Origin of the sequence: Dactylosporangium aurantiacum, from assembly GCF_000716715.1 — a bacterium.
Lineage (GTDB): Bacteria > Actinomycetota > Actinomycetes > Mycobacteriales > Micromonosporaceae > Dactylosporangium > Dactylosporangium aurantiacum.
In genome coordinates this window covers 38,475-53,898 of record NZ_JNYJ01000030.1, presented here as the reverse complement: position 1 = coordinate 53,898, position 15,424 = coordinate 38,475, and the positions used below count along the sequence as shown (strand labels likewise).

The 15,424-nt window shown below is 71.2% G+C and carries 12 protein-coding genes; 5 read left to right on the top strand and 7 right to left on the bottom strand.

The window, feature by feature from the left end; genetic code table 11:
• Positions 1 to 23: 23 nt before the first annotated feature.
• Positions 24 to 3,035: an ATP-binding protein gene (locus tag OP18_RS61985; RefSeq protein ID WP_052387555.1), complete on the bottom strand. Its 3,012-nt coding sequence runs from the start codon at positions 3,033 to 3,035 to the stop codon at positions 24 to 26.
• Positions 3,036 to 3,089: 54 nt separating this feature from the next.
• Between OP18_RS61985 and OP18_RS29950 the strand changes: the two genes are divergently transcribed.
• On the top strand, positions 3,090 to 3,956 hold the full coding sequence (locus OP18_RS29950; protein ID WP_033362440.1) for an alpha/beta fold hydrolase: 867 nt from the start codon (positions 3,090 to 3,092) through the stop codon (positions 3,954 to 3,956).
• Between the two features lie 54 nt (positions 3,957 to 4,010).
• On the opposite strand, the gene OP18_RS29945 is transcribed toward OP18_RS29950, so the two are convergent.
• A complete protein-coding gene (locus OP18_RS29945; RefSeq protein ID WP_052387554.1) occupies positions 4,011 to 7,193 on the bottom strand; it encodes an efflux RND transporter permease subunit in 3,183 nt (1,060 codons plus the stop codon).
• Positions 7,194 to 7,291: 98 nt separating this feature from the next.
• On the opposite strand from OP18_RS29945, the gene OP18_RS29940 reads away from it, so the two are divergent.
• Complete coding sequence (locus tag OP18_RS29940; RefSeq protein WP_245635570.1) at positions 7,292 to 7,786, top strand: MarR family winged helix-turn-helix transcriptional regulator; 495 nt, start codon at positions 7,292 to 7,294, stop codon at positions 7,784 to 7,786.
• A complete protein-coding gene (gene gltX, locus OP18_RS29935) occupies positions 7,783 to 9,204 on the top strand; it encodes a glutamate--tRNA ligase (protein ID WP_081971242.1) in 1,422 nt (473 codons plus the stop codon). The genes OP18_RS29940 and gltX overlap by 4 nt, the downstream gene beginning before the upstream one ends.
• A 4-nt stretch (positions 9,205 to 9,208) precedes the next feature.
• Here the strand turns inward: gltX and OP18_RS29930 are convergent, their stop codons facing one another.
• On the bottom strand, positions 9,209 to 9,598 hold the full coding sequence (locus OP18_RS29930; RefSeq protein ID WP_211273719.1) for a hypothetical protein: 390 nt from the start codon (positions 9,596 to 9,598) through the stop codon (positions 9,209 to 9,211).
• 38 nt (positions 9,599 to 9,636) lie between these two features.
• On the opposite strand from OP18_RS29930, the gene OP18_RS29925 reads away from it, so the two are divergent.
• On the top strand, positions 9,637 to 10,911 hold the full coding sequence (locus tag OP18_RS29925; RefSeq protein ID WP_052387552.1) for a cellulase family glycosylhydrolase: 1,275 nt from the start codon (positions 9,637 to 9,639) through the stop codon (positions 10,909 to 10,911).
• 31 nt (positions 10,912 to 10,942) lie between these two features.
• Here the strand turns inward: OP18_RS29925 and OP18_RS51485 are convergent, their stop codons facing one another.
• The 4 genes from OP18_RS51485 to OP18_RS60950 all read right to left on the bottom strand — a co-directional run bounded on the left by OP18_RS51485 (position 10,943) and on the right by OP18_RS60950 (position 13,256).
• Positions 10,943 to 11,917, bottom strand: a complete 975-nt coding sequence (locus OP18_RS51485; RefSeq protein ID WP_245635569.1) for a TIGR04013 family B12-binding domain/radical SAM domain-containing protein — start codon at positions 11,915 to 11,917, stop codon at positions 10,943 to 10,945.
• A 212-nt stretch (positions 11,918 to 12,129) separates the two neighbouring features.
• The gene (locus OP18_RS29915) at positions 12,130 to 12,342 is read right to left on the bottom strand and encodes a hypothetical protein (protein ID WP_033362438.1); all 213 of its coding nucleotides are present in this window, start codon (positions 12,340 to 12,342) and stop codon (positions 12,130 to 12,132) included.
• 261 nt (positions 12,343 to 12,603) lie between these two features.
• Positions 12,604 to 12,975, bottom strand: coding sequence for a hypothetical protein (locus OP18_RS60955; protein WP_245635568.1), 372 nt, complete (start codon positions 12,973 to 12,975; stop codon positions 12,604 to 12,606).
• Positions 12,976 to 13,046: 71 nt separating this feature from the next.
• Positions 13,047 to 13,256: a transposase gene (locus OP18_RS60950; RefSeq protein WP_245635567.1), complete on the bottom strand. Its 210-nt coding sequence runs from the start codon at positions 13,254 to 13,256 to the stop codon at positions 13,047 to 13,049.
• A 645-nt stretch (positions 13,257 to 13,901) separates the two neighbouring features.
• Between OP18_RS60950 and OP18_RS55715 the strand changes: the two genes are divergently transcribed.
• The gene (locus OP18_RS55715; protein ID WP_081971241.1) at positions 13,902 to 15,320 is read left to right on the top strand and encodes an AAA family ATPase; all 1,419 of its coding nucleotides are present in this window, start codon (positions 13,902 to 13,904) and stop codon (positions 15,318 to 15,320) included.
• The last annotated feature ends 104 nt before the right edge of the window (positions 15,321 to 15,424 follow it).

Sequence of the window (15,424 nt, the reverse complement as noted above, 5' to 3'; positions counted from 1 at the left end):
GCAACCGTCGCGCGGGACACCGCTCACGCGAGGGCGGCCAGTAGCTCCGCGACCGGGCCGAAGGACAGCACGCCTGACTGGGCGCCCGCGTGTTCCGCGGCGGCCGGCAGCAGGGCCGTGTACAGGGTGCGCATCGTCGGGCGGTCGTCGAGGGCGACCGCCGCCCGCGCCGCCAAACACAGTCGGGCCTCCAGCAGAGCGTCGTGCGGGGATGGGGGCAGGGACCGCAGCGCCCCGAGTGCCTCGTCCCGGCGGCCGGCGCGAATCAGCAGCAGCGGCCGGACCCACGGCTCGTACGGGCCCCAGTCCCCGTCGGGGTACACGTCCACGGTGAGCAGGGACAGGCTCAGCAGGCCCTCCGCCATCCCCGGCAGGTCGGCGCGGGCGAGCAGGGCGTGCGCCGTGCGGTACGCGGCCTCCGAAGGGTGGCGCAGTGCCGCGTACAGGGTGGTGAACACGCCGACGAGGGGCAGGTCGTAGCGGGTGGCGAGGATGTCGGCGGCGGTGGCGTGGGTGTCGGCGGTGGGCAGGTCGCCGAGGGCGGCGGCGGACTGCAGCCGGATGAGGTGGCCGAGGACCTCGAACGTGGGCAGGTCGTGCCGGGCGGCCAGGTCGGTGAGCTCGGCGCCGATCGCGGCGCGGGCGGGGGCGAGGCCGGGGCGGTGGAAGGTGTGCATGTACCGGGCGTTCAACGCGAGCGCCAGCTGCACGGGGTCCCCGGTCGTGCGGGCGATGCGCTCCGCGGCGGACGCCGCCCGCCGGCCGCGCGGGTCGGTGCTGCCGCGCAGCTCGAGGGCGAGGGTGCTCAGGACCCGGCCCCGGTGCCGCTCGTCGAGCGGGCCGGACAGGGCGCTGGTGGCGGCGGTGACGAGGAGCCCGGACAGGCGCTCGTCGTCGTTGCGGGGCCAGATGGCGGGCACGTCGAAGGCGGTGAGGGCGGCCGGGTCCGGGGCGACGGCGGCGCGCAGGCGGCGGGCCTCGGCCATGTGGCCGGTGACGGCGAGGGCCCGGGCGAGCCCCATCAGCGCGGTGGGGTCGGTGCCGGCGCGGCGCCAGTGGCGGGCGGCCTCGTGCGGGTCGCCGCGGTGCTCGGCGTGCAGGGCGGCCTCGCGGGCGTACCGGGCGGCGGCCTGGGCGTGCGCGGGGCCGGCGTGCGCGAGGTGGTGGGCGATGGCGGCGGCGTCGGACGGGTCGAGACGGATGAGCGCGTCCCCGGCGGCGGCGTGCCAGGCCCGGCGGGTCAGTTCGGACAGGTCGCCGTAGAGGGTGTCGCGCGTCAGTACGTGGGCGAAGCGCAGCCCGCCGTCGGTGAGGAACCCGGCGTCGACGGCCGGGTCGAGCGCCGACGGGTCGGGGACGAGGGCGGCCAGGACGTCGGGGGCGACGTCGCGGCCGAGGACGGCGGCGACGCCGAGCGCGGTACGGGTGGCGGGTGGGAGCTGGGCGAGGCGGTGGCGCAGGACGTCGCGGACCCCGGCCGGGACCGTCCGCAGGGCGGCGTCGCCCTCGTCCTTGACGAGGCGGGCGAGCTCGCGGACGAAGAACGGGTTGCCGCCGGTGCGCCGGTGCACCGTGGCGGTGTCCAGGTCGCGGCCGGCGACGGCGCGGGCGAGCGCGGCGGTGGCGGGCCCGTCGAGGCCGGTGAGGTCGACTCGGACCGGTTCGGCGCGGGCGAACGCGGCGAGGGCGGCGGTGAGCGGCGGGCCGAGCTCGGTGCCGCGGAACGTGCCGGTGAGCAGGACCGGGCCGCGGACCGGGTCGCGTTCGGAGAACAGGTCGGTGAGCAGCTCCAGGGTGCCCGCGTCGGCGCGGTGCAGGTCGTCGGCGATGAGGAGCACGGGGGCGGTCCGCGCGGCCTCGGTCAGCCCGGCGACGGCGGCGCGGCGGCGGCGGAGGCGGGCCACGGCGGGGTCGGTGACCGGGGCACCGGCCGGTGGCGGCAGCACGTCGGGGTGGACGGCCGGGGCGCCGTCGTGTTCGGGGGCGTGACCCCACGAGGTCGTCCAGCCGGCGGCGGCGAGGTCGGCGGCGAGGGCCGAGACGAGCGCGGTCTTGCCGGCGCCGGGCTCGCCGGACACGAGGGCGAGCACGGGCCGCCCGTGGGACACGGCGTCGGCGGCGGCCAGCCGGAGCCGGCCCAGCTCCCGGTCCCGCCCCACGAGCCCCGGCGACCGCGAAGGCCCCGCCGACGCGGGCGACCGCGAAGGCCCCGGCGACGCGGGCGACCGCGAAGGCCCCGGCGACCGCGAAGGCCCCGGCGACCGCGAAGGCACCGCGGGGGCGTCCAGGTCCGGGGACTGGGTGAGGATGTCCGTCTCCAGGGTGCGCAGCGCCGGCCCCGGGTCGATGCCGAGCTCCTCCGCCAGCACCGTCCGGGCCCGGCGCAGCGCGGCGAGCGCGTCGCCCTGCCGGCCGGACCGGTACAGGGCGAGCGCCAACGACTGCCAGGCGCCCTCCCGCAGCGGGTGCGCGGTGGTGTGTGCCTGCAGCTCGGTCGCCGCCTCGGCGGGCCGGCCGAGGGCGAGCAGCGCCGCCGCGTGGCGTTCCACGGCGAGGGCGCGCAGCTCGTCGAGGCGGTCGATCTCGGCGCGGGCCCACGGCTCGGCGGCGAACTCGGCGTACGCGGGCCCGCGCCACCACCCGAGGGCCTCGGCGAGCCGGGGCAGCGCGGCGTCCGGGGGCAGGTCGCGGGTGGCCTCGACGGCGGCCTCGAAGCGCCACGCGTCGACGTCGCCGGCGGCGGGGCGCAGCGCGTACCCCGGCGGCTCCGTCACCAGCAGCGCCGACGGCCGGCGCGGTGCCCGGTCGGGCTCCAGGGCCCGGCGCAGGTCGGCGACGAACGTGCGGATGGCCGCGACGGCGCCGCGCGGCGGGTCCTCGGGCCACAGGTCGTCGACGAGGACACCGACGGGGACGACCCGGCCGCGGGCGACGACCAGGCGGGCGAGGACGGCCCGCTGGCGGGCGCCCTGCAGCGCGGCGGGTCCGGCGCCGGTCTCGGCCCGCACCGGACCGAACACGCCGAACCTGGTCACCCGAGCAAATCTACTGCTCATCGGACACTCATCGGCGCCGCGCAGGCTGGGCCCATGAGAATCCACGGCTTCGACTACCGGCAGGTCCCCGTCGCCGACGGCGTGACGCTGAGCACCGCGGTCGGCGGCTCGGGACCGCCGGTGGTGCTCCTGCACGGTTTCCCGCAGACGCACCTGATGTGGCGGCACGTCGCCGCCGACCTGGCCGCCGACCACACCGTCATCTGCCCGGACCTTCGCGGGTACGGCGCCAGCAGCAAACCGGCCGGCGACGCGGCGTACGCCAAGCGGGTCATGGCCGCGGACGTGGTCGCGCTCGCCGGCGCGCTCGGCCACGAGCGGTTCGCCCTCGCCGGGCACGACCGGGGCGCCCTGGTCGCGATCCGGGCGGGCCTGGACCATCCGGGCGCGGTCACGCACCTGGCGTCGCTGGACGTGCTGCCGACCCTGGACATGTGGGACGTGCTGCACGGCACCACCGCCGCGGTCGGGTTCCACCTGTACCTGATGGCGCAGCCGGCGGGGCTGCCGGAGACGCTGATCGGCGCGGCGCCGGACGCGTTCTTCGGCTACTTCCTGGACCTGTGGACGCGGGATCCGGGGGCGATCCCGGGGCGGGTGCGGGAGGCGTACCTGGCCGCCTGCCGCGACGCGGTCCCGTCGATCGTCGCGGACTACCGCGCGTCGGCGGGCGTGGACGTCGAGCACGACCTGGCGGACCGGGCGGCGGGTGCGACGCTGCGGATGCCGGTGAGCGTGCTGCAGCAGGACTGGGGTGCGGCGCTCGGGTTCGACGCGGCGGCGCGGTGGCGGGCGTGGGCGCCGGACCTGGTCCACGCGACCGTGTCGTGCGGGCACTTCATGGCCGAGGAGGCGCCGGCGGAGGTGGTACAAGCGATCCGGGCCCTGCTGGCCCGCTGATACATGACCGGCCACCCCTCGGTGTGAGGGGTGGCCGGTCACGCGTCGGGCCGTCTAGTGCGACGGCGCGGGCTCCAGCGGGTCGACCCGGTGCCGGCCCTCGCCCTCGCCGTCGTCGCCGGTGAACGGCGGCTCGGCGGTGGTGACGGCGGCGTGCCGGCCCTCGCGCTTGATGCGGCGGCGTTCCTTGACGCCCTCGACCATCGTGTACAGCGTCGGCACCAGGACCAGGGTCAGCAGGGTCGAGCTGACCAGGCCGCCGATGACGACGATGGCCAGGGGCTGGGAGATGAACCCGCCCTCGCCGGTGAGGCCGACCGCCATCGGCGCGAGCGCGCAGATGGTGGCGACGGCCGTCATGAGGATGGGCCGGAGCCGGTGCCGGCCGCCCTCGATGACCGCCTGGCGGACGGGCATGCCGCCCTCCCGGTACTGGTTGATGAGGTCCATCAGCACGATCGCGTTGGTGACGACGATGCCGATGAGCATCAGGACACCGATCATGGCGGGCAGGCCGAGCGGGGTGTTCGTCGCGAGCAGCAGCAGGATCGCGCCGGTCGCGGCGAACGGGATCGACACCAGCAGGATGATCGGCTGGGCGATGCTGCGGAACGTCGCCACCATGATGACGAACACGATCGCGATCGCGGCGAGCATGGCCAGGCCGAGCTGCGCGAACGCCTCCTGCTGGTCCTCGGTGACGCCGCCGAGGGTCACGGTCGCACCGGCCGGCAGGGTCAGCTCGTCGAGCTTCTTCTGCAGCTGCGCGGAGACCTTGCCCAGGTCGGAGCCTTCGGCCCGGCCGGTGACCGAGGCGCTGCGGTTGCCGTCGATGCGGGTGATGGCGACCGGGCCGGCGCCCTCCTTGACCTCGGCGACCTGGTCGAGCCGCACGACCGGGGTCGTCGCGCTCTGCACCGGGATCGGCAGCGCCTTGAGCTGCTCCAGGGTCGCCGGGGCCGGGCCGGAGCGCAGGATCAGGTCGCGCTGCTGGCCGTCGACGGTGAGCTGGGCGAGGTTCTGCCCGCGGTACGCGGCGCTGACGATGCCGCCGATCGCGGCGTCGGACAGGCCGTACTTCGCCGCGACGTCCCGCTTGACCCGCACGTCGACGCGCGGGTTGCTGGCCGCGAGGTTGCTCTCCACGTCGGCGATGCCGGGGGTGCCGGCCATCGCCTCCTGGGCCTGCGCGGCGGCCTTGGCGAGGTCGTCGGTGTTGTTGGCCTTGACGACGACCTCGAGCTGGTCGGTCGAGCCGCCACCACCGCCGCCGGCGGTGATCTTCACGACGCCGAACGCGGCCTGGTCGGCGACCTGCTTGCGCAGCTCCTCGATGACCTTGTCGACGTCGGCGTCCTCCTTCGCGGTGACCGAGAAGTTGGCCGTGTTGCCCGACTGGGCGCCGGCGAAGCCGAAGCCGGCGGAGGCGCCGACGGTGGCCTGGTAGGTCTCGATGTCGCTGCGGGCGCCGAGGAGGTCCTCGACCTTCTTCGCGGCGGCGTCGGTGACGGCGAGGCTGGAGCCGACCGGCAGCTCCTGGGAGATGGAGAACTCCGTCTGCCCGCTCTGGTCGATGAAGTTCGTCTTGAGCAGGCCGGCCAGGCCGATCGTCACGAAGAACACCAGGATGCTCAGGCCGACGGTGATCCAGCGGGTGGCGCGGCTGCGGGTGACCCAGCTGATGACCGGCACGTAGGTGCGCTGCAGCCGGCTGCGCTCCTCCTTGTCGAGGGCCTTGGCGAGGATCGCCTCGCGCTCCACGGCGCCGACCTGCTTCGGCGGGCGCAGGAACCAGTACGCGAGCACCGGCACGACGGTGAGCGACACCAGCAGCGACGCGAGCAGCGCCACGGTGATGGTGACGGCGAACGGGCGGAACAGCTGGCCGGCGAAGCCGCCGACGAGACCGATCGGCAGGAACACCGCGACCGTGGTCAGGGTGGAGGCGACGACGGCGCTGGTGACCTCGCGGACGCCGGTGAGGATGGCGTGGCGTTTCTCCTCGCCGTACTCCAGATGTCGTTTGATGTTCTCCAGCACGACGATCGAGTCGTCCACGACCCGGCCGACGGCGATGGTGAGCGCGCCGAGGGTGAGCAGGTTGAGCGAGTAGTCACCGATCCACAGGCCGATCAGCGCGACGACCACCGACAGCGGGATCGACACGGCGGTGACGAGCGTCGAGCGCAGCGAGAACAGGAAGACCAGGATCACCACGACGGCGAAGAGCAGGCCGAGGGCACCCTCGGTGCTGAGGCTCTTGATGGACTTCTCCACGAACGGCGCCTGGTCGAAGACCGGGGTGATCGCCGTGTCACCGCCGAGCTCCTTCTTGAGCTCGTCGAGCTTGTCGCGCACCGCGTGGCTGATCTTGACGGCGTTGCCGTCGGGGGACGCGGTGACGGCGATGCCGAGGCTGGGCTTGCCGTCGGTGCGGGTGATCGAGGTGGTCTCGGCCGTCTTCAGCTCGACCTTCGCCACGTCGCCGAGCTTCGTGGCCGGCGTGATGTTGAGCGCCTTCAGGTCGTCGAGGGTCGCGAGGGTGCCGCCGACCTGCACCGCGAGGGAGCGGTCGCCCTCGGTGAGGGTGCCGGCGGGGAACGACACGCCGTTGGACTTCAGCGCGGCGGTGACCGTCTGCGCGTTGACCCCGGCCGGGAACGCCTTCGCCGGGTCGAGGGTGATCTCCACGTCCTGCGTCGCCGCGCCGGTCACCTCGACCGCGCGCACCCCTTCGATCCCCTGCAGCGCCGGCACGACGATCGCGTCCAGCTGCTGGGCGAACGCGACCTGGTCACCGGACTTGCTGGCGGCGAGCACCACGGCCGGCAGGTCGTCGGTCGAGCCGGCGATGACCTGCGGCTCGACGGTCGACGGCAGCGTCGACTTGATCCGGTTGATCGCCGTGGAGATCTTGTTGGTGACGTCGTCGATGGACGAGCCGAACTCGAAGGACACCTGGACGGTCGCGACACCCTCACGCGTGGTGGAGGTGACGTCCGTGAGCCCGGGCACGCCCTGCAGGGCGTTCTCGATCGGCTCGGTGACCTGCTCCTCGACGATGTCCGGCGACACGCCCGGGTAGGGCGCGAGCACGAACGCCGCGGGGAAGTCGATCGACGGGATGAGCTGCTGTTTCAGGGACGGGATGGCAATGGCGCCGAAGCCCAGGACGACGATCGCGATGATCGCGACCAGCCCCCGGTTCGCCAAACTGAGCCGGGCGAGGAACGACATGTCTGGAGTCTTCTTCCGATCGGCTAAGACACACGTTAGTTCGTGTGATGCTAATGGTTCGCCTCGCGCAAAGCTTTTCCAGGGGGTAAAACATTGCTGTGACGATTCACAGGAATGCGCTGCTGCTGCGCGTGATGGCGGCGGAGCAACGGCTGCGCACCCTGTTCGCGTATGACCGCACCAACCGGCTGTTCTCAGTAAACCTCACGATGCAGCAGCTCAAGGTGCTTATCCTGCTCGCCCGGCACGACGGCATCGCCTCGCACGAGCTCACCAGGCATCTCGGCGTGACGTCCGCCACGCTGTCCGGCATCGTGGATCGCCTGGTGACCCACGGCTATGTGACACGCACCGAGGACCGGCACGACCGCCGTATCCGCCGCATCCACCTGTCGCCGGCCGGCCGCGAGGTGCTGACCGACATCATGGACAGCGGCAACCAGGCGCAACGCCGCCTGCTGGACCGGCTCGACGACGAGACCCTGCTCATGCTGGAGACCGTGCTGGCCCGGCTGCTGGACGCGGCCCGCGCCGATGCCCTGGAGCAGGGCGTCGACATCCCGGATGACGAGGCCACTAGTCTGGAGGTGTGACGGTTCGCGTGCGTTTCGCCCCCTCCCCGACCGGGATGTTCCACGTCGGCGGTGCCCGTTCGGCGCTGCAGAACTGGATCTACGCCAAGCAGCAGGGCGGGGTGTTCGTGCTGCGGATCGAGGACACCGACGCCGCGCGCAACCGCCCCGAATGGACCGAGGGCATCCTGAACGCCCTCGAGTGGATCGGCATCGCCCGGGACACCTACGAGGGGCCCTACTTCCAGTCGTCCTACGCGGAGGCGCACACCGCCGCCGCCCACGAGCTGTACACGGCGGGCAAGGCGTACTACTGCGACTGCACCCGCGAGCAGATCCAGGAGCGCGCCGGGGCGCAGTTCCGCGGCTACGACGGCTTCTGCCGCGACCGGGCGCTCGGCCCCGGCGAGGGCCGGGCGCTGCGCTTCCGCACCCCCGACGAGGGCTCCACCGTCGTGGTCGACCTGGTCCGCGGCGAGCCGACGTTCGACAACAAGCTCATCGAGGACTTCATCATCGCCCGCGGTGACGGCTCCGCGGTGTTCCTGCTGGCCAACGTCGTCGACGACATGACCATGGGCATCACCCACGTGATCCGCGCCGAGGAGCACCTGCCCAACACGCCGAAGCAGCAGCTGCTGTGGTCGGCGCTGGGCCGCACGCCGCCGGTGTGGGCGCACGTGCCGGTGGTGGTCAACGAGAAGCGCCAGAAGCTGTCGAAGCGCCGGGACAAGGTCGCCCTGGAGCAGTACCGCGACGAGGGCTACCTCGCCGACGCGATGCGCAACTACCTGATGCTGCTGGGCTGGGCCCCGTCGAACGACCGCGAGATCGTGCCGTGGTCGGTCATCGAGGACGAGTTCCGCCTGGAGGAGGTCAACCCGTCGCCGGCGTTCTTCGACGAGAAGAAGCTGCGCGCGTTCAACGGTGAGTACATCCGCGCCCTGTCGCCGGAGGCGTTCGCCGAGGCGTGCCGGCCGTGGCTGACCGGCACCCCGGTCGCGCCCGGCGGCACCCCGGTCGCGGCGCCCCCGTGGGACCCGGCCGACTACGACCCGAAGGTGTTCGACGCCCTCGCCCCGCACGCGCAGACCCGCATCGCGCTGCTCGCCGAGATCGTGCCGAACGTCGACTTCGCGTTCCTGTCGGAGCCCGCCGTCGACGAGGCCGCCTGGGCCAAGGCGATGAAGGAGGGCGCGGCCGACCTGCTCGGCGCGGCCGTCACGGCGTTCGAGACCGCGGCGTGGGACGCGGAGTCGCTGAAGTCGACCCTGGAGGCCGTCGGCGCCGAGCGGGGCCTGAAGCTCGGCAAGGCCCAGGCCCCGATCAGGGTCGCGGTCACCGGGCGGTCGGTGGGGCTGCCGCTGTTCGAGTCCCTCGAGGTCCTCGGCCGCGACCGCACCCTCGCCCGCCTGCGCGCCGCCCTCGCGAAGCTCTAGCCGGTCACCGCTCGTCGTCCCACGCCATCGAGGTGATCAGCCACCCCGATGGCGTGCGGACGAACTGCGTGGAGATCCGCCCCACCGCGGCGAACGCCGTGCCGTCCTGCACGCCCCGCTTGTCGTAGACCGACCAGCGCTGCGCGACGTTGCCGAACTGCTGCGTCTCACCCGAACGCTCCGACTCGTGGAACTCGGTCAGCGCCCCGGACTCGACCAGCGCCAGCCGCGGGGCGATGAACTGCTCCACCGTCGACACCTCGGGCGCCCCGACCGCCTTGACCAGCAGGCCGCCGGGGACGAACAGGCCGTGGATCGTCTCGTACGCGGGGCGCCCGCCCGGCTCGAACGACACGGCCCGGAAGAAGTCGCGCAGCAGCGTCACCATGTCCACGGGTGTAGAACGTACCGGCACGGGTAGCGGTTCGCCTCGTGAGAATCCAGGTCCTCGTCGCCGTGCTCGCCGGTGCCCTGCTCGCACCCGCGCCGGCGCACGCCGAAACGGCGGCACACACCGGGATCCACGTGCGCGACGGGCGGCTGGTCGAGGCGACCGGCAGCGACCTCGTGCTGCGCGGCGTCAACCACGACGTCATGTGGTACCCGGACCGCAACGGCGCGTTCGCCGGGATCAAGGCCGCCGGCGCCAACGCCGTGCGCATCCCGCTCGGCATCGGCCACCAGTGGCGCCACAGCGGCCCCAATGAGGTCGCCACGGTCATCGGGCTGTGCAAGGCGAACCGGCTGATCTGCATCCTCGACGCGCACGACACCACCGGCTTCGGCCAGGACAAGAAGGCCGCCACGATGGCGCAGGCCGTCCAGTTCTGGCTCGGCCTCCGCGACGTCCTCGTCGGCCAGGAGGACCACGTCATCGTCAACATCGCCAACGAACCGTTCGGCAACGGCACGACGATGCCGTGGGTGCAGCAGACCACCGACGCGATCCGCACCCTGCGGGCCGCCGGCTTCCGGCACACCCTGATGGTCGACGCGCCCGGCTGGGGCCAGGACGAGTCGTTCGTGATGCGTGACAACGCCGAACGGGTCCGCGACGCCGACCCGACCGGCAACACCATCTTCGACATCCACATGTACGGCGAGTTCGACACGGCCCCGAAGGTGAACTCCTACCTCAGCTCGTTCACCGACCGCCGCCTGCCGATCCTCATCGGCGAGTTCTCCGGCGAGCACCAGTGGGGCGACCCCGACGAGGACGCCATCATGGCCTACGCCGAGGCCCGCGAGCTCGGCTACTTCGGCTGGTCCTGGAGCGGCAACGACAAGCAGTACAGCTACCTGGACCTGGTCGACAACTTCGACGCGGGCAAGCCCACCGCCTGGGGCCGCCGGTTCATCTCCGGCCCGAACGGCCTGACCACCGACACCCGCGAGGCGACCGTCTACCGCAACGCCGCCGGCACCGCCCCGGCCCGCGCCCCGCAGCAGGTCCGCGTCGTCGACGTGTCCAGTTCGACGATCACCCTCAGCTGGAAGCCCCGCCGCTACGCCACCTACCAGGTGGTGACCGTCGACGGCGCCGCCGAGACCCGGGTCGCCACGACGAGCCGGACCACGGTCACCGTGCCCCGGCTGCGCGGCTCGACGGACTACACGTTCGCCGTGTACTCCCGCGACCTGCTCGGCGCCCGCTCGCCGCGCTCGGCCCTGGTCGCCGCCATCACTCCCCCGGCCCGCCCGGGGTGACCCCGCCGCCGTCCGCGTCCACCCCGACCAGTCAGCGGTCCTGAGGCGGCTCGCTCCCGGTGGTGGGGCGGTCGGCGAGCGGGAGCAGGGTGCGGCTGCGGCCGGGGCGGGGGTACTCCACCGCGGCGGCGGCGAGGCGGGTGGCGTGCTCGCGCTGCTTCTGCCAGTGGCCGTACAGGGCGCCCTGCTGGGCGAGGCGGGACACGGCGCGGATGGTCTCGGGGTCGACGTCGCCGGGTGGGGCGTCGCGCCAGGGGGTGCCGGGCAGCGGCATGAAGACGTGCGAGTGGATGCGGGCGCCGAGGGCGGCGAGCTCCTGGGCGAGCTTCAGCGACGCCTCGGCGTCGGCCGGGTCCTCGCCGGGCATGCCGAAGATCATGTCGACGTTGATGCGGAAGCCCTCGGCGATGCCGATGCGGACCGCGCGGCGGACCGACTCGACGTCGTGGCCGCGTTTGGCGGCCTCCAGGACGCGTTCCGAGCCGGACTGGGCGCCGACGATGAGGTTGTCGTTCGCGCAGTACCGCTTGACGAGGCGCAGCGCGTCGACGGTCATGTGCTCGGGGCGGATCTCGCTGGGGAACGAGCCGAAGAACACCCGGCCGTCGGGGCCGATGCCCTCCTTGCAGGAGGCCAGCAGCTCCTCGACGGCGGCGAGGTCGGGCTCCTCGCCGTCGGTGCCGTAGGACAGCGACGTGGGCGTGATGAACCCCGGTACGTGCCGAGGGGCGCCTTGTGCGCCTTGCCGGTGCGCACCAGGCGGCCGGTGCCGTCGCGGTACACCAGGCCGGTGATGCCGGCCGGGTCGCCGCCGCTGTCGACGAGGTCGAGCAGGGTCCGCTCGCCCTCCCCGACCGCCGCGACGTCCCAGCCCGCGTCGAGGGTCTGCACCGGCTCGGCGGTCGCGTGCACGCCGCCGGCGACGTGGGTCGCGCCGGGCGCGGCGGCCTTGATCGTCGCGAGCTCCCCGGCGAGCGCCGCCGCGTCCGGCGAGTAGAACGACCACAGCACCAGCGTCCGGGTGCCACCGGCGGCGGTGATCGCGTCGATCGTGGCCTGCGCCGACTCGGCGAACACCACCTCGTAGCGGGTGTCCGTCGGGTGTTCCTCCAGCGCCGCGAGCAGCGTGTGGAACCCGTACGTCACCGCCTTGCGGTACCGCAGCACCAGGACGAGATCGGTCACCCGGCCGATTCTAGGGACGGCTCGGTGCGCAGCTCACGGGCACCGTCCTCGCGGGTGACCTCGTAGTAGAGGCGGCCCGGCACCGTCGCGCACCGACACGGCGCCCGGCTGGACGCCGCGGGCGTCCCAGGTGCCGGGCCGCGGGGCGAGGGCGACGCCGTGCCAGGTCCAGTCGACGCCGTCGGTGCTGGTCGTGTACCAGGTCGACATGCGGTCGGCGGGCTCGGCGGTCTCCAGGGGGTGCACGGACGCCCACAGGAGCCTGCGCCGGCCGTCGAAGTGCAGGACCGCGTCCTTGACGCCGATCTCGTCGGAGCCGGGCAGGACGGTAAACGAACACGCACTGCGGTTAGGTCTGGCTACTGCGGCACAGGCCCATCCGCGGCCAGGCCGTAGCCAGACGTTGCTACTGATGCGACCGTATACGAACAGCACTTCTGATGATCAGTCTGGCCCGTTAGAAGCCCTGGAGGTCAGGGCCCCAGCAAAGTCGTTAGGTGATGCCGATTATCGCCAGCGATCGGTTGGGGTTGCGGGCGTGGTGACGGTTGGCGGCAGCGATGTTGGTGGTGCCGGTGAGGCGTAGGGCGCCGATGGCGGCGTTGCGGAGGTGGCCATGACCTGTGGGCCGGTGCCGGTGCGGATCGGGGATCGACCTTCGTCGTAGGTGACGTCGCGGACCCAGTGGGTCTTGCTCTCGATTGACCAGTGTCGGCGTGTCCAGTCGGCGAGTTGCCACGGTTTCGCTTGGTGGGCAGGGAGATCGGTGATTGCGTGGACGGCCTCGGTGGTGAACCGGCGGGGCTGATCGAGGCGTCGCCGGCGACGGCGGATCTGTATCGCCTGGGCCGCGCCGGGGAACGCGATGCCGGTGGACACCGAGAGGATTTCAGGGTGCGGATCTCTCGGCGGCCGTGGCCGCTTGCGGTGTCGCGGTCGGTGACGGGGACCTACTGCCAGGGCAGGCCGGTCAGTTGCTGGTGCAGACCGGGCTGGTTGCCTTTGACGGTCAGGATCCAGTGCGCGCCGCGGCCGGCGAGGTAGGCGACCTGCTCTCGCTGACAGTGCAACGCATCAGCGGTCACCACGACGCCGGTCAGGTCGCTGATGTGGTCGAGCAGGACGTCGAAGCCGGTGATCTCGTTGGTCTTGGTGTCCACGCCGGTACTGGCCAGGACGACGCCACTGTCCTGATCGGCCAGTCGAGCGCACCGTCGACCTCATCACCCTTCCGCCTGTTTTCATGCCGTTCGTCACCGTCCTCACTGTGTCGCTCGGACTGCTGATTCGCAGTCCGCACTGGGTCCGGCTGCCCACGGCCGGCGTGGAGATCGGTACGCCCCGCGCTCGGGCGGTCCTCATTCCGTTGGTCGGCCGTGGAGTCGGCGACGGTTCGCGGTGGGTCGGTCCTTGCCAGCCTCGACGTCGTCCCGCGCTCGGTGGCGATGGCAGCGTTGCAGGACGCGGAGGGCCAGCCACCCTGGATGCGTACACGCGGCGGCCGGCGAGGCTAATTCGTGCAGGTCGGGCTCTCCCGAGCGGTCCAAGAGCGGTAACGGCCGCACTGCGCGCCCGAGGCGTCCCGCAGGCCCGCGCCAACTGTCGGCCTCCGCTGACTCAACGCACTAACCGACCGGATATCACCCGCACGACTTTGCCGGAGCCTGCCCTGGAGGTCATCAAGGCGTCGCCTTGGTACTGCCGGTCCCGGCAGCGGCGCATACTAACCCCAGACGGCCGGAGCAGCACCTGAAGACCGACGTGCGCTAAGGTCAACGCGTCAACGCGCGGCAGGTGGAGGGCATATGTTAACGCGGCTTGAGGTGAATGGCTTCAAGAACCTTTTAGACCTCAGCGTCGATTTCGGAGCCTTCACTTGCATTGCAGGCGAGAATGGGACTGGCAAGTCGAATGTCTTCGACGCAATCCAGTTCCTCAGCCTACTGGCCGACATGCCGATGATGGATGCTGCGCAGCATGTTCGCGGGGTCCACGGCGAACGCATAGGCGATCTACGTGACCTGTTTTGGAATGGATACGAGGCCGCAGAGCGACGGATGTCGTTTGCGGCGGAGATGATCGTTCCATGGGATATTGAGGACGACTTCGGACGCGCAGCTCACCCTACAATCTCCTTCCTGCGATACTCCGTAGAGATCGGATATGCTCCACCGTTCGGCATTGAAAAAATTGGACGCCTGCGCCTTCTGCATGAGTCTCTTACCCATATCAATCAAGGGGACGCAGCATCACGTCTTCGCTTTCCGCACAGCGCGAAGAACTTCCGATCGAATGTTATCAAGGGCAGAAGGAGCGGCACCGCCTTCATCTCAACCTCGGTTGAAACCGGCGAACCGGTCATTAGCATTCACCAAGACGGAGGAAGCCGCGGCATGCCGAGACCTGCGGCCGCCTCTCGCGCTCCGGCGACCGTGGTGAGCACTGTAACTGGCAGTGATGACCAGACGATCCTGGCGGCCAGACGCGAGATGCAAAGTTGGCGCAGGCTAGCCCTTGAGCCATCCGCACTACGAACCTCTGACCGTTATGTCGATCCACGCCTTATGGAGAGCGACGGGCGGCACTTATCTGGAACGCTTTACAGGATCGCGATTGGCGAGAGTCACGGCGATCCCGCAAGGATCTATGCACGAGTAGCAAATAGGCTTGCGGAGCTTGCTGGCGTCTCAGTCCGGGGGGTCGAGGTCGTTTCGGATGACGTTCGCGAACTTCTGACCATATATTTGGAGGAGTCATCCGGACTTCGCCTTCCCGCCAGAAGTCTCTCTGAGGGTACCCTTCGGTTCCTTGCTCTATGTGTACTGCTCGAGGATCCGTCCATGACCGGCCTATATTGCATGGAGGAGCCGGAGAATGGGATTCACCCAGCAAATCTTCCGTCAATGGTGGACCTTGTCAAAGACCTCGCCGTGGACGTGACCGAAGCGCCCGGCCCGGACAATCCATTCCGTCAAATCATTATCAATACTCATTCGCCGGCGGTAGTCCAGTTGGTCGACCCGGGCGACCTCTTGTTCGCAACGTCCGTAAGAAAGCCTAGTCCTGACGGCACGATGTCACGCTCATTGGTACTCCGGCCTCTTGCCAACACTTGGAGAGTGGGCGGTCAAGCAAGTAAGCATGCCGTCACAAAAGCGGACATCCTTCCGTATCTAACATCACCTCCCGGCGCGCAATTGTCGCTGGATCTGGATGCGGCCTGATGTACAGTGTGCTGTTTTTGGGCGAAGGTCCGAGTGATAGAGGCATCGTCACGCATATTTACCGAATCGCCGAATCATGCGGAAAGTCGGTAATTGTCACAGCT